This window comes from Streptomyces sp. NPDC006339 (genome assembly GCF_040612775.1).
Taxonomy (GTDB): Bacteria; Actinomycetota; Actinomycetes; order Streptomycetales; family Streptomycetaceae; genus Streptomyces.
This window is the reverse complement of record NZ_JBEXQW010000026.1, coordinates 24,081-37,861: the sequence shown is the minus strand read 5'-3', so window position 1 is coordinate 37,861 and position 13,781 is coordinate 24,081. Positions and strand designations below refer to the sequence as shown.

Genomic DNA, 13,781 nt, shown 5'->3' with positions numbered 1-13,781 from the left:
GCGGCCAGGACGGGCCGCCGCCCCCGGGGCGTCTGTGGAGAGGGTCAGCCGGCGAGCTTCGCCAGGGCCGCGTCGATGCGGGCGAGGGTCTTCTCCTTGCCCAGGATCTCCAGCGACTCGAAGAGCGGCAGGCCGACCGTGCGGCCGGTGACGGCGACGCGGACCGGGGCCTGGGCCTTGCCGAGCTTGAGGCCGTGGGCCTCGCCGGCGGCGAGGACGGCGTTCTTGAGGGACTCCGGGTCGCTCCAGTCGGCCGACTCCAGCTTCTCGCGGGCGGTGACCAGCAGGGCGTCGGAGCCCTCCTTCATCGCCTTCTGCCAGGACGCCTCGTCCTGGACCGGCTCCTTCAGGAAGAGGAAGTCGACGTTGGCGGTGATGTCCGACAGGACGGTCAGCCGGGTCTGGGCGTGCGGCGCGATGGCCTCCCAGGCGGCCGGGTCGAAGTCCTCCGGGGCCCAGTTGGCGTGCGGGGCCTTCAGCCAGGGCTCGCAGGCCGCGGCGAAGTCCTTCACGTCCAGCATGCGGATGTGGTCCGCGTTGATGGACTCGGCCTTCTTGAGGTCGAAGCGGGCCGGGTTGGCGTTGACGTCCGCGATGTCGAACTTCTCGACCATCTCCGGGATGGTGAAGAGGTCCTGGTCGGCGGAGAAGGACCAGCCGAGCAGCGAGAGGTAGTTCAGCAGGCCCTCGGGGAGGAAGCCGCGCTCGCGGTAGAGGTTGAGGCTGGCCTGCGGGTCGCGCTTGGAGAGCTTCTTGTTGCCCTCGCCCATGACGTACGGCAGGTGGCCGAAGGCGGGGATCCCCTTGGCCACGCCCAGCTCGATCAGCGCCTTGTAGAGCGCGATCTGGCGGGGGGTGGAGGAGAGCAGGTCCTCGCCGCGCAGGACGTGGGTGATCTCCATCAGGGCGTCGTCGACCGGGTTGACCAGGGTGTACAGCGGGGCGCCGTTGGCGCGCACGATGCCGTAGTCCGGGACGTTGTCCGGGGTGAAGGTGAGCTCGCCGCGGACGAGGTCGGTGAAGGTGATCGGCTCGTCCGGCATCCGGAAGCGGACGATGGCCTCGCGGCCCTCGGCCTTGTAGACCTCGATCTGCTCGGCGGTGAGCTCGCGGCAGTGGCCGTCGTAGCCGGAGGGCCGGCCGGCGGCGCGGGCGGCGTCGCGGCGGTCGTCCAGCTCGGTGGTGGTGCAGTAGCAGTGGTACGCGTAGCCGCCGGCGAGCAGCTTGTCGGCGACGTCCTTGTAGATGTCCATCCGCTGCGACTGCCGGTAGGGGGCGTGCGGGCCGCCGATCTCGGGGCCCTCGTCCCAGTCGAGGCCCAGCCAGCGCAGCGAGTCGAGGAGCTGCTCGTACGACTCCTCGGAGTCGCGGGCCGCGTCGGTGTCCTCGATGCGGAAGACCATGGTGCCCTGGTGGTGCCGGGCGAACGCCCAGTTGAAGAGGGCGGTGCGGACCAGGCCCACGTGGGGGTTGCCGGTCGGGGAGGGACAGAAACGTACGCGGACGTTCGCGTTAGCCACGCTTGATCACCCTGTTGGTGAGAGTGCCGATGCCTTCGATGGTGACGGCGACCTCGTCGCCGACGTTGAGGGGGCCGACCCCGGCCGGGGTGCCGGTGAGGATGACGTCGCCGGGGAGCAGCGTCATGGCCTCGGAGATGTGGACGACCAGGTCCTCGATGGAGCGGATCATGTCGCTCGTCCGGCCGAGCTGGCGCTGTTCGCCGTTGACCGTGGCCTGGACGGTGAGGTCGCCGGCGGCGGCGACGCTCAGGCCCGTCTCCACCCAGGGGCCCAGCGGGCAGGAGGTGTCGAAGCCCTTGGCGCGGGCCCACTGGGCCTCGCGCTTCTGGACGTCGCGGGCGGTGACGTCGTTGGCGCAGGTGAAGCCGAAGACGACGTCCTGGACGCGCTCGCGGGGCACCTCGCGGCACATGCGGCCGATCACCACGGCCAGTTCGGCCTCGTGGTGCAGCTCTTCGGAGAAGGAGGGGTACTCGATGGCGTCGCCGGGGCCGATGACCGAGGTGGTCGGCTTGAAGAAGGTGACCGGGACCTCGGGGACCTCGTTGCCGAGCTCCCTGGCGTGCTCCGCGTAGTTGCGGCCGACGGCCACGACCTTGTTGGGGAGGACGGGCGGCAGGAGCCGGACCTTGCTCAGCGGGACCTTGGTGCCGCTGAGCTCGAAGTCGGTGTACGGGATGCCCTTGATGATGTCGAGGACCAGGCCGCCGGACTCGACGGTCCCCTCCCCCTCGACCGCGCCGAAGGCGACGTTGCCGTCGATGGAGAATCTGGCGATGCGCACGAGTGCTGTCGCCCCTCACTTGCTGTTGGACGGGAGTCTGACGCTCCAGGCTAACGCGGTGAGGAGGCCCGATCGCCGGATTACTCGGCGGGGCGGTACGGCTCGGGGGCCGTCATCAGAATGGTGCGGCGCGGGTTGGCGGTCCGGCCGGGGAGCTCGGCGGCGTACTCGGGCCGGGCGCCTCGGCTCAGCTTCGCGGCGTCCTCCAGGTGGGCGAGGGTGGCGCGGCGGGGGTTGGCCGTGGTGCGGAGTACGGACGTCGTCTTCATGGCGGTGTCGGACCCTTGTCTGCGGTGGGGCGCGCCCACGCGGGCGCGGCGTACGGGGTGCCCATTCTGTAAAGCGTCAGGCTAAACATGCAATTCCCTTCGAATGCATGGCGGATTCAACGAACTACGTGTGAGTTTGCTCACCACTGAGGGAACAAACCGGGCATTACACACCGCTCCCCGAGGTGACCGAAAGGGACATTCCGCCACTGAACGCGCCATTCCGCTCCTGATCATGGCGACTGGGACACCCCTCCCCACCCACCCCTTCGGTGCGGTATTGACCGATTCCTCCGCGATCATCTTCTACATGCGGTGACCCGGTGTTCACGCGTTGTCATGCCCCTCGCGCCACGCCCCACCGCCCTTGTTGGAGATCCGGCACTGTGCTGGAATTCCACGCACCGCCGCGGGTTTCAAGCCGGCGCGCAGGGGGCGCAACGCAGCGCCGGCCGAGTGGCGGGGATAGGGGGATCTGCGCCGGTCACCGACGACCACCACGGGGACGCACCGCGTCCCACACGCCGACACCGTCCTCTCCGTTCACCCGGAAGGACGCCTGGTCCAGAGGTTGCGACGCTAGTGCAGGGACGTTTCAAGAGGGATGGCACGGGCTCTTCCCAGGCCCGCAAGGGCCGAGGGGAAGCTTCGGCGGAGCAGGAGCCGCGTGCCGGGACCCAGCACGGATCCCCGGCCCCGCACTCCCAGAAGCCGGGGAAGGGCGACGGCTCCGACGGTGCCGCGCGCGGTACCGCCGCGGACGCCGTCGCCGAGCAGGCCCCGCTGCCCCGGCTCCAGGCCGAGAACCAGGTCGGTCCGCGAATAGCCCTGCGCAACTGGCGCATCTCCACCCGCCTGGTCGCCCTGCTGACCCTTCCCGTGGTCGCGGCGACCAGCCTCGGTGGCATCCGTATCAACGAGTCCTTGCAGGACATGGAGCAGCTTGATCACATGCAGCTCCTCACCGAGCTGACCAAGGAAGCCACCAAGTTCGCCGAGGCGCTCCAGGCCGAGCGCGACCTCTCCGCCGGCCCGCTCGCCAACGGCAAGTCGGCCGGCGACTACCAGGTCTCCAACCCCCGCAAGGCCACCGACCGCGCGTACACGGCCTTCCTCGACGCCACCAACGCCATCCCGGCGACCGAGGACGACGAGTCGCTGCGCAGCATCCGGCAGAACGTCAACCAGATCGCCTCGCAGGTCAGCCAGCTCGGGGTGATCCGCGGCGACGCGTACAAGAAGGGCGTCGCCCGCTCGGTGACGGTCGAGGCGTACAGCCGCCTCATCCGCTCCCTGCTGAGCCTGTCCCAGGACATGGCGCAGGCCACCAGCAACCCGGAGATGATCAAGCGGACCCGGGCGCTCGCCGCGTTCTCCTCCGCCAAGGAGTACGCCTCCATCCAGCAGGCGATCATCGCCTCCTCGCTGCCCCCGAACGACAGCCGGCCCGCACAGATCGAGCAGGGCGACCGGCTCTACGGCGACGCCGCGCTCACCAGTGAGGGCGACGAGTTCAAGTCCTTCAAGGCGATCTACGAGTCGACCGGCGGGGACGCCGAGGAGCTCACCGCCTCGCTGACCAACGGCAACCCGTCGATCGAGGCCGCCGACAACTACGCGCAGCGGCTGCTGAAGTCCACCCGCGGCATGCCGGACGTCAAGCGCGGTCACCTCAACTTCACCGACGAGTACGGCACCAAGATCCGGGCCATGAACACCATCGAGGCGACGCTGCTCGGCGAGATGGAGACCAAGGCCCGTGAGCTGCGCCAGGAGTCGCAGCGGGACGCCATCATCAACGGTGCGCTGATCCTCCTCGTCCTCGGTGTCTCGCTCGTCGGCGCCTTCGTCGTGGCCCGGTCCATGATCCGCTCGCTGCGCCGGCTCCAGGACACCGCCACCAAGGTCGCCCAGGAACGCCTGCCCGAGCTGGTCAAGCAGCTCTCCGAGTCCGACCCGCAGGACGTCGACACCTCCGTCGAGTCCGTCGGTGTGCACTCCCGCGACGAGATCGGCCAGGTGGCCGCGGCCTTCGACGACGTGCACCGCGAGGCGGTCCGCCTCGCGGCCGAGCAGGCCCTCCTCCGGGGCAACGTCAACGCGATGTTCACCAACCTCTCGCGCCGTTCCCAGGGCCTCATCCAGCGTCAGCTCTCGCTCATCTCCGAGCTGGAGTCCCGCGAGGCCGACCCGGACCAGCTCTCCTCGCTCTTCAAGCTCGACCACCTCGCGACCCGTATGCGCCGGAACGGCGAGAACCTCCTCGTCCTCGCGGGCGAGGAGCCCGGCCGCCGCTGGACCCGCCCGGTCCCGCTGGTCGACGTGCTCCGTGCCGCCGCCTCCGAGGTGGAGCAGTACGAGCGCATCGAGCTCGCCGCGGTCCCGGCGACCGAGGTCGCCGGCCGGGTCGTCAACGACCTCGTCCACCTGCTCGCCGAGCTGCTCGAGAACGCCACCTCGTTCTCCTCGCCGCAGACCAAGGTCCGCGTCACCGGTCACGCCCTGCCCGACGGCCGGGTGCTCGTCGAGATCCACGACACCGGCATCGGCCTCTCCCCCGAGGACCTCGCGGCGATCAACGAGCGGCTCGCCTCGCCGCCCACCGTGGACGTCTCGGTCTCCCGCCGCATGGGCCTGTTCGTGGTCGGCCGCCTGTCCCTGCGGCACGGCATCCGGATCCAGCTTCGCCCGTCCGACTCGGGCGGCACCACCGCGCTCGTCATGCTCCCGGTCGACGTCGCCCACGGCGGCAAGAAGCCCGTGCCGAAGGCCGGCCCCGGCGGCCAGGGCGCCGTTCCGCAGGGCCAGTCCGCCCCGGGCGGCCGCCTCGCCGGCGGTCCCGGTGCGGCCGGCGGCCCCGGTGCCCCCGGCGGGCGCCCGGGCGGTGCCCCGTCCGCGCCCGGCGGCCGGATCGGCGCCGGTGCGGCCCGTACGGCGCTGCCCGGACGGGACGGTGCCCCGCGCCCGAACGGCCCGCAGGGCCAGGGCGGTCAGGCCGCGGGCGGTCCGAACCTGTTCCAGGAGCGGCCGCAGGCCCCGGCGCCGGCCCAGGCCCAGGGTCCGCAGACCGCCCAGCTTCCGCCCGTCCCGCAGGACCCGCAGGCGCGTCCGGGCCTCGGCGCGCCCGGCGGGCTCGTCGGCGGCGCGCAGAGCGCGATCCCGTCCCGCACGGACGTCTGGGGCGGCCAGCACAACGGCCAGAGCGCCGGTCAGAACAACGGCCAGAACGGTGGCCGGCACGGTGGTCAGGGCTCGCAGGCCCCGGCCCCGCAGGAGCCCCGCCCGGCCCAGAACGGCTTCCCGCGCGCCGAGCTCCCCGGCGGCAGCCCCCAGTCGCAGCAGCCGCAGCGTCCGCAGGCCGCGAGCTGGGCCGGCAACGACCAGGCTCAGCCGGTCCGCAGGCCGCAGCAGGAGATGACGCCGCTGGACGCGCCGCGCGGTCACGAGGAGCCGGAGAACACCGGCCGTCACGGACAGCCCGACGGCCCCGGTTCCACGGGCCAGTTCGCGCGCCCGGACTTCGGGACGCCCCAGCAGGCCCCGCAGCACGCGGCTCCCCAGCACGCGGCTCCGCAGCACTCCGCCCCGCAGGGCTACCAGGGCGGTGCCCAGGACCCGGCGTCCACCGCGCAGTTCCCGCGGCCGGACTTCGGCGCGCCGCAGCAGGCCCCGCAGCAGCAGGCGTACGGCCACCAGCCGTTCGTGCCGCAGGCCCAGAACCCGCAGAACCCGCAGCAGGCACCGCAGGCGCAGCCGCCGGCGCCGCGGCAGCACACGGCCAACGAGCCGCAGCAGTCGCAGCAGCCCCGGCAGCCGCAGCTCCAGCAGCCCCGTCAGCCGGAGGCCCTGCCGCCGGCGCCGGGTTCCGGTGACGGCCGTACCCCGCTGTACGACACGCTCGAGACCAACTGGTTCCGTCAGGAGCAGGGTCAGGGCCAGGGCCAGGCGCCCGCCCCGGGCTCGCACCAGGCCCAGGCTCCGGCCCCGCGGCAGACCCCGTCCCGGGGTGTCCCGGACGCCGAGCGGACCATGCAGACCCCCGTGGTTCCGCAGCGTCCCGGTACGTCCGTGCCGCAGCAGCCGGACGCCGGGCGGCAGAACCAGAACGGCGGGGCCGCCTGGCGGACCTCGCCCAACGACGAGCTGGTGCGCCAGGCCGAGCGGGTGCGCAAGCCCGCGGCCGGCGGTGTCACCACCTCGGGGCTTCCGCGGCGCGTGCCGCGGGCCAACCTCGTGCCCGGTACCGCCCAGGAGCAGGCCCACACGGCCGGCCCCCAGGTGTCCCGCGCACCCGACGACGTCCGCGGCCGGCTCACCAATCTGCGCCGCGGTATCCAGCAGGGCCGGCAGGCGGGGAACTCCACCACGGGTTCCTTCAATCTCGGTCCGACCCAGCAGCAGGAGCGATAGTTGAGCGCGATGAGCCAGGCGGCGCAGAACCTGAACTGGTTGATCACCAACTTCGTGGACAACACCCCCGGGGTGTCCCACACAGTGGTGGTCTCCGCCGACGGTCTGCTCCTTGCCATGTCCGAAGGGTTCCCCCGCGACCGCGCCGACCAGTTGGCGGCGGTCGCGTCCGGACTGACCTCGCTGACCGCGGGGGCGTCCCGGATCTTCGAGGGCGGACCCGTCGCCCAGACCGTCGTGGAGATGGAGCGCGGCTTCCTCTTCCTGATGTCCGTCTCGGACGGCTCCTCGCTGGCCGTGCTCGCCCACCCGGAGTGCGACATCGGCCTCGTGGGCTACGAGATGGCGCTCCTCGTGGACCGGGCGGGCACCGTGCTCACCCCGGACCTGCGGGCCGAGCTCCAGGGCAGCCTGCTCCACTAGCCCGGCCCCGCCTCCCACCCGTACCCGAAACGACACGCCGCAGGGCGGTGCGCCCCTCCGCACCGCCCCGTACCGTTCACCGTCCGGCCGCCCCACCCGGCCCCCCACCGGCCCCATCAGACGGCAGTGGCCTCTGCCGTCACGCCCGGAGGATTCATGACCCCGCCCCCCGCCTCTCACGATCCGTACGGCGCCTCGATAGACGATCCGTACGGGCATGAAGGCGACCAGCCGCTGGTCCGTCCCTACGCGATGACCGGCGGCCGGACCCGGCCGCGCTACCAGCTCGCCATCGAGGCGCTGGTCAGCACCACGGCCGACCCCGCGCACCTGGCCACCCTGCTCCCCGAGCACCAGCGGATCTGCCACCTGTGCCGTGAGGTGAAGTCGGTGGCGGAGGTGTCGGCGCTCCTGTCGATGCCGCTCGGTGTGGCCCGCATCCTCGTGGCCGACCTGGCCGAGGCGGGCATGGTGGCCATCCACCAGCCGGGCAACGGAGAGGCCGGCGGCACGCCGGACGTGACACTGCTCGAAAGGGTGCTCAGTGGACTTCGCAAGCTCTAGCGGCGGCTCCGTTCCGCAGAGTCGTTCGACCACCAGCGCGAAGATCGTGGTGGCCGGCGGCTTCGGCGTGGGCAAGACCACGTTCGTCGGCGCGGTCTCCGAGATCAATCCGCTGCGGACCGAGGCCGTGATGACCGCGGCCTCGGCGGGCATCGACGACCTGACGCACACCGGAGGCAAGACCACCACCACGGTGGCCATGGACTTCGGCCGCATCACCCTGGACCAGGACCTGATCCTGTACCTGTTCGGTACGCCCGGTCAGGACCGTTTCTGGTTCATGTGGGACGACCTGGTCCGCGGCGCCATCGGCGCCGTCGTCCTGGTCGACACCCGGCGTCTCGCCGACTGCTTCCCGGCCGTCGACTACTTCGAGAACTCCGGCCTCCCCTTCGTCATCGCGCTGAACGGCTTCGACGGGCACCAGCCCTATGCCCCGGACGAGGTCCGCGAGGCCCTCCAGATCGGCCCCGACACTCCCATCATCACCACCGACGCCCGCCACCGCGCGGACGCCAAGAGCGCGCTCATCACCCTCGTCGAGCACGCCCTCATGGCGCGGCTGAAGTAGTACACATCAAGTAGAAGTCGAGATACGGCAGTTGTCGTAGAGGTTTTGGGAGCGGTCTGTGTCCTTCGACACGACCGCCCTCGGGTTCATAACATTTCGACAGAGAATTGGGGCGCCTCGGACACCCGACGCATCCGATCGGTACCGCTGCGCTCACATGAGCCCCGCTTTTTGGCGGGGCTCGCTCTTTATGCCCGTTTTATCTCGGGTGGGGGCCACAGAAACCGGCTGCTCCGCACTGTTTGGAGGGGACCCCCTTCACGTGCTGCAATTCATGAACTCCCGAGTAGTACGGCCCTGAACGAAACACCGGCACAACGTAGGTGCCGACGCCGAGAGGTTGTTGGTCGAGTGAGGCGAAGCAAGGAAAGCTCCGCGGAGCAGCAGACGCGGGGCAACTTCACGCCGCCGTCCCGCCCGGAGTTCACCCCCGTGGACGAACCGGTGACGCCCCCGGCCCCGAGCCGCAAGGGCAGCTCCAGCAAGCTGTCCCCGCGCAACTGGCGCGTGCCCACGAGGCTGAACGCCATCCTCCTCATACCCGTGCTCGTCGGTCTGGTCATGGGCGGCTTCCAGGTGAAGATCGCCATCGACACCTGGCAGGAGGCCCAGGACGCCGAGAAGACGGCGCTCATCGTGCGCGCCGCCTCGGACTACAGCCAGGCACTGCTCAACGAGCGCGACCTCACGGCCGCTCCGCTGCTGAAGGCCAAGGACGCCGGCGACCGCGAGAGCGACGAGGTCACCCAGGCGTACGCGGCCACCGACGCCGCCAAGCTGAAGTTCGACGAGGCGGCCAGGAACCTGCCGAGCGGACAGGGCCTGGAGCGCCGCCTCGGGCTCTTCCGGAACGCCGAGCCCAAGCTCACGGAGCTGCGCAAGGTCGCCTACACCCGCGCGCTCGACCCGGTGGAGACCCAGCGCAAGTACACCGAGGTCCAGCACTACCTGATGGAGTTCTCCAACGAGCTCGGTCTGGGCACCGGCAACATCACCAGCTACGGCCGTACGGTCTACGCGATCCAGCTCGCGAAGGCCGCCGAGTCCCTCCAGCGGTCGATCGGCACCCAGCTCCTGGTCCGTCCCTCCAAGAAGGACGACGTCTTCGCGCAGCAGTCGGTTGCGTTCAACTCGTACAACTACCTGGAGCAGATCGCCCTCGGCGAGTACCAGTCCGGTGGCACCGAGGCGGACGTGGAGCGCCTGAAGGAGGTCATGGCGGGCAAGGCCGCCGAGGGCTCCAAGAAGATGGCGGCGCTCGGCGTCGAGCTGCCCAAGGGCGGCGACGGCTCCGTCTACACCGGTGTGGCCCAGCTCATCGGTTCCGCCAAGGATGCCGACGCGCTCGCGGACCTGAAGCAGCAGGGCATCACCGCCGAGACCTGGATGGCCGTCGCCACCGCCAAGTTCGACGGCTACACCGAGGTCGAGCACGAGCTCGTCGACAAGGCCGTGGCCGAGGCCGCCGAGATCTCCTCGGACGCCCAGACCGACGCCTGGGTCATCGGCGGCATCGTCGTGATCGCCCTGCTCACCGCCTTCATCCTGGCCGGGATGATGGCCCGCCAGATGAGCCGCTCGATGAGCGAGCTGCGCACCGCCGCCTTCGGCATCGCCGAGCAGCGCCTGCCGATGCTGGTCGACCAGTTGTCCCGCACCGAGCCGGGCCGGGTCGACACCCGGGTCCAGCCCATCCCGATCGACTCCCGCGACGAGATCGGCGAGGTCGCCCGCGCCTTCGACCAGGTGCACCGCGAGGCCGTCCGGCTCGCCGCCGAGCAGGCCATGCTCCGGGGCAACGTCAACGCGATCTTCACCAACCTCTCGCGCCGCAACCAGTCGCTGATCGAGGGCCAGCTCACCCTCATCACCGACCTGGAGAACAACGAGGCCGACCCGGACCAGCTCGAGAACCTCTTCAAGCTGGACCACCTGGCCACCCGTATGCGCCGCAACGGCGAGAACCTCCTCGTCCTCGCCGGCGAGGAGCCCGGCCGCCGCTGGGACCAGCCGGTCCCGCTGGTCGACGTCATGCGCGCCGCCTCCTCCGAGGTGGAGCAGTACGAGCGCATCGAGCTGGCCGGCGTCCCGGACGCCGAGATCCACGGCCAGGCCGTGACCGACCTCGTGCACCTGCTCGCCGAGCTCCTGGAGAACGCCACCACGTTCTCCTCCCCGCAGACCAAGGTCCGCGTGACCGCGACCCGTCTGCCCGACGGCCGCGTCATGGTCGAGATCCACGACAAGGGCATCGGCCTCACCGCCGAGGACTTCGCGGACATCAACCACAAGCTGGCCAACCCGCCCACCGTGGACGCCGCCGTCTCGCAGCGCATGGGCCTGTTCGTGGTCGGCCGCCTCGCCGACCGGCACGGCATCCGCGTCCAGCTCCGCCCCTCGGGCGAGCAGGCCGGCACCACCTCGCTGGTCATGCTGCCGGACGCGATCACGCACGGCGGTGGCGGCGAGCAGCCGCTGCAGGACGACTTCACCGTCTCGCAGATGATCCCGCAGCAGGCGCAGAACGCCTTCGAGCCGCAGGCGCAGCCGATGCGGACCGCGGCCGAACTCGGCTTCGACGACTCGCGCTACGAGCAGCAGGGCGACGACCGGCAGCTCGACCCGGTGAACCGCTCCCTGATGCGCGAGGAGCGCCGGGCGGCGCTCGAGGCCCAGATGCACCAGGGCGAGGACCGCCCGCTGTACCGGGACGAGACGGACGCCTCCGGGCAGCAGACGTACGCACCGCAGGAGCACCGGCAGGAGTACGCGCAGGAGCACTCCGCCGAGTACCCGCAGGCGCAGGAGTACGGCCAGGAGTACGCCCAGGACTACGGGCAGGGCCAGGACTCCTACGGCTACCCGCAGCAGGGGTACCAGGGCTACGAGCAGCCCGCCGACGGTTACCGCGAGCAGGCATATGCGGAAGCCTCGTACGATGGCGGCGCGGGCGGCCACAACGGGTACCAGAACAGCTACGAAACCCAGCCCCACCAGGGGGACTGGCAGCAGCAGGGCGGCTACGGCGACGGCTACGGGCAGCAGTTCGAGACGGAATCGGAATCTGCCCAGGCCGCTCCCGAACAGGACCGTGACCGCGTAGGCTTCGACCGTCCGGGTGCCCCGCAGAGTTCCACCCCGGACACCGGCCACGCGCTGACGGACTCCGGTCTGCCGCGCCGCGGCAGCGTCGCCCCGCAGGCGCCGCAGACCCCGCAGGCGTCGCAGTCCACGCCGCCGGCCCAGACCGTGCGTCCGGCGGGTGACGAGGCCGACGGCCCCGGGGAGTGGCGCTCCGCCAACGACGAGCGCTGGTCCCGGGCCGAGAAGCTCCGCGACCCGAAGGCGGGCGGGGTCACCCCCTCCGGCCTTCCGCGACGGGTCCCCAAGGCCAACCTGGTCGAGGGAGCCGCGGAGCAGACCCCGCAGGGCGGCCCACAGGTCTCCCGCGCACCGGAGGACGTGCGGGGCAGGTTGAGCAACCTGCGCCGCGGCGTCCAGCAGGGACGCAGCGGGGGTACGGACACGAACGGATCGGGCCTCGGCCCGGGCAACACCTACAACCAGGAGCGTTAGTGTGAGCGCGATGAGCCAGGCGGCGCAGAATCTGAACTGGTTGATCACCAACTTCGTGGACAACACCCCCGGGGTGTCCCACACGGTGGTGGTCTCCGCCGACGGCCTCCTGCTGGCGATGTCCGAGGGTTTCCCCCGGGACCGCGCCGACCAGCTTGCGGCGGTCGCGTCCGGACTGACCTCGCTGACCGCGGGCGCGTCCCGGATCTTCGAGGGCGGTGCGGTCAACCAGACCGTCGTGGAGATGGAGCGCGGCTTCCTCTTCATCATGTCGATCTCGGACGGCTCCTCGCTGGCCGTGCTCGCCCACCCCGAGTCCGACATCGGTCTCGTGGGTTACGAGATGGCACTGCTCGTCGACCGCGCGGGAAGCGTCCTGACCCCCGACCTGCGGGCGGAACTCCAGGGAAGTCTTCTCAACTAACAGACAGACAGTGCGTTTCTCGCCACCGCACCGTAGGGTGCGGTGGCGCGGTTCCAAGGGACATGGGATCGCGAGGCAGTCGGAGGAGGAGACGTGGGTACACCCCCGGGCGGAAGCCCTTACAACGGTTTCGACGCGCATCAGGCGCCGCTGGGCGGCGACACCGCGCAGAACCGCTTCAACTTTCCCTCCGCTCCGAGCAGACAGGGCGTGTCGCAGCCCTATCAGCAGCCGCAGAGCCAGTCCGCGCCCGCCGGGTCCCCCAGCGCCTCCGCCGCGCCGGGACGCCGCCAGGGTGGTCAGGGCGCCACGGGCGGGCACAACCCGCTCGTGCGTCCGTACGCGATGACCGGCGGCCGGACCCGGCCGCGTTACCAGCTCGCCATCGAGGCGCTGGTCAGTACCACGGCCGATCCGGCCCGGCTGCAGGGGCAGTTGCCCGAGCACCAGCGGATCTGCCGGCTGTGCTTCGAGATCAAGTCGGTCGCGGAGATCTCGGCACTTCTCTCCATCCCCCTCGGCGTTGCCCGGATTCTCGTCGCCGACCTGGCGGAGGCCGGACTTGTCGCCATCCACCAGCCCGGCGGCGACGAGGCCGCCGGCGGTCAGCCAGACGTGACACTGCTCGAAAGGGTGCTCAGTGGACTTCGCAAGCTCTAGCGGCGGCGCGACCCGTTCAACCACCAGCGCGAAGATCGTGGTGGCGGGTGGCTTCGGCGTGGGCAAGACCACGTTCGTCGGCGCGGTCTCGGAGATCAACCCGCTGCGAACCGAGGCCGTGATGACGTCCGCTTCCGCGGGCATCGACGACCTGACCCACACGGGCGACAAGACGACGACGACTGTCGCCATGGACTTCGGCCGTATCACCCTGGACCAGGACCTGATCCTGTACCTGTTCGGTACGCCCGGTCAGGACCGCTTCTGGTTCATGTGGGACGACCTGGTCCGCGGCGCCATCGGCGCCGTCGTCCTCGTGGACACCCGGCGTCTCGCCGACTGCTTCCCGGCCGTCGACTACTTCGAGAACTCCGGCCTCCCCTTCGTCATCGCGCTGAACGGCTTCGACGGCCACCAGCCGTACACCCCGGACGAGGTCCGCGAGGCCCTCCAGATCGGCCCCGACACCCCGATCATCACCACCGACGCCCGCCACCGCGCGGACGCCAAGAGCGCGCTCATCACCCTCGTCGAGCACGCCCTCATGGCCCGCCTGCGGTAGTTGTCCCCGGCGTTC

Annotated in this window: 11 protein-coding genes; 8 read left to right on the top strand and 3 right to left on the bottom strand. The window is 70.9% G+C overall.

Features of this window, described 5'->3' with window-relative positions:
- Window positions 1-44: 44 nt before the first annotated feature.
- The 3 genes from gltX to ABZ135_RS21635 all read right to left on the bottom strand — a co-directional run bounded on the left by gltX (window position 45) and on the right by ABZ135_RS21635 (window position 2,576).
- Window positions 45-1,520 (bottom strand): glutamate--tRNA ligase, encoded by a 1,476-nt coding sequence (gene gltX / locus ABZ135_RS21645; protein WP_356697853.1) that lies wholly within the window; start codon window positions 1,518-1,520, stop codon window positions 45-47.
- Window positions 1,513-2,307: a fumarylacetoacetate hydrolase family protein gene (locus ABZ135_RS21640; protein WP_356697852.1), complete on the bottom strand. Its 795-nt coding sequence runs from the start codon at window positions 2,305-2,307 to the stop codon at window positions 1,513-1,515. The genes gltX and ABZ135_RS21640 overlap by 8 nt, the downstream gene beginning before the upstream one ends.
- Before the next feature lie 80 nt (window positions 2,308-2,387).
- A complete protein-coding gene (locus ABZ135_RS21635; RefSeq protein WP_356697851.1) occupies window positions 2,388-2,576 on the bottom strand; it encodes a hypothetical protein in 189 nt (62 codons plus the stop codon).
- Window positions 2,577-3,158: 582 nt separating this feature from the next.
- On the opposite strand from ABZ135_RS21635, the gene ABZ135_RS21630 reads away from it, so the two are divergent.
- From ABZ135_RS21630 to ABZ135_RS21595, 8 genes are all read left to right on the top strand, one after another.
- Entirely contained in the window at window positions 3,159-6,986 is a 3,828-nt protein-coding gene (locus ABZ135_RS21630; RefSeq protein ID WP_356697850.1) for a nitrate- and nitrite sensing domain-containing protein, read from the top strand.
- 9 nt (window positions 6,987-6,995) lie between these two features.
- The gene (locus tag ABZ135_RS21625; RefSeq protein WP_046905435.1) at window positions 6,996-7,409 is read left to right on the top strand and encodes a roadblock/LC7 domain-containing protein; all 414 of its coding nucleotides are present in this window, start codon (window positions 6,996-6,998) and stop codon (window positions 7,407-7,409) included.
- A 156-nt stretch (window positions 7,410-7,565) separates the two neighbouring features.
- Window positions 7,566-7,973 carry a DUF742 domain-containing protein gene (locus ABZ135_RS21620; protein WP_352076384.1) on the top strand — a complete coding sequence of 136 codons (408 nt, stop codon included), beginning with the start codon at window positions 7,566-7,568 and terminating at the stop codon, window positions 7,971-7,973.
- Window positions 7,954-8,544, top strand: coding sequence for an ATP/GTP-binding protein (locus ABZ135_RS21615; RefSeq protein ID WP_345485409.1), 591 nt, complete (start codon window positions 7,954-7,956; stop codon window positions 8,542-8,544). Before ABZ135_RS21620 ends, ABZ135_RS21615 begins: the two co-directional genes overlap by 20 nt.
- A gap of 351 nt (window positions 8,545-8,895) precedes the next feature.
- The gene (locus ABZ135_RS21610) at window positions 8,896-12,120 is read left to right on the top strand and encodes a nitrate- and nitrite sensing domain-containing protein (RefSeq protein ID WP_356697849.1); all 3,225 of its coding nucleotides are present in this window, start codon (window positions 8,896-8,898) and stop codon (window positions 12,118-12,120) included.
- A 10-nt stretch (window positions 12,121-12,130) separates the two neighbouring features.
- On the top strand, window positions 12,131-12,544 hold the full coding sequence (locus tag ABZ135_RS21605) for a roadblock/LC7 domain-containing protein (protein WP_128978734.1): 414 nt from the start codon (window positions 12,131-12,133) through the stop codon (window positions 12,542-12,544).
- A gap of 93 nt (window positions 12,545-12,637) precedes the next feature.
- Window positions 12,638-13,204: a DUF742 domain-containing protein gene (locus ABZ135_RS21600; protein WP_356697848.1), complete on the top strand. Its 567-nt coding sequence runs from the start codon at window positions 12,638-12,640 to the stop codon at window positions 13,202-13,204.
- Window positions 13,185-13,766, top strand: a complete 582-nt coding sequence (locus ABZ135_RS21595) for an ATP/GTP-binding protein (protein WP_071269896.1) — start codon at window positions 13,185-13,187, stop codon at window positions 13,764-13,766. The genes ABZ135_RS21600 and ABZ135_RS21595 overlap by 20 nt, the downstream gene beginning before the upstream one ends.
- The last annotated feature ends 15 nt before the right edge of the window (window positions 13,767-13,781 follow it).

Coding starts and splice junctions, on each gene's coding strand:
- ABZ135_RS21620 (WP_352076384.1), top strand. CDS start 7,566: ATGACCCCGCCCCCCGCCTCTCACGATCCGTACGGCGCCTCGATAGAC.
- ABZ135_RS21625 (WP_046905435.1), top strand. CDS start 6,996: ATGAGCCAGGCGGCGCAGAACCTGAACTGGTTGATCACCAACTTCGTG.
- ABZ135_RS21605 (WP_128978734.1), top strand. CDS start 12,131: ATGAGCCAGGCGGCGCAGAATCTGAACTGGTTGATCACCAACTTCGTG.
- ABZ135_RS21635 (WP_356697851.1), bottom strand. CDS start 2,576: ATGAAGACGACGTCCGTACTCCGCACCACGGCCAACCCCCGCCGCGCC.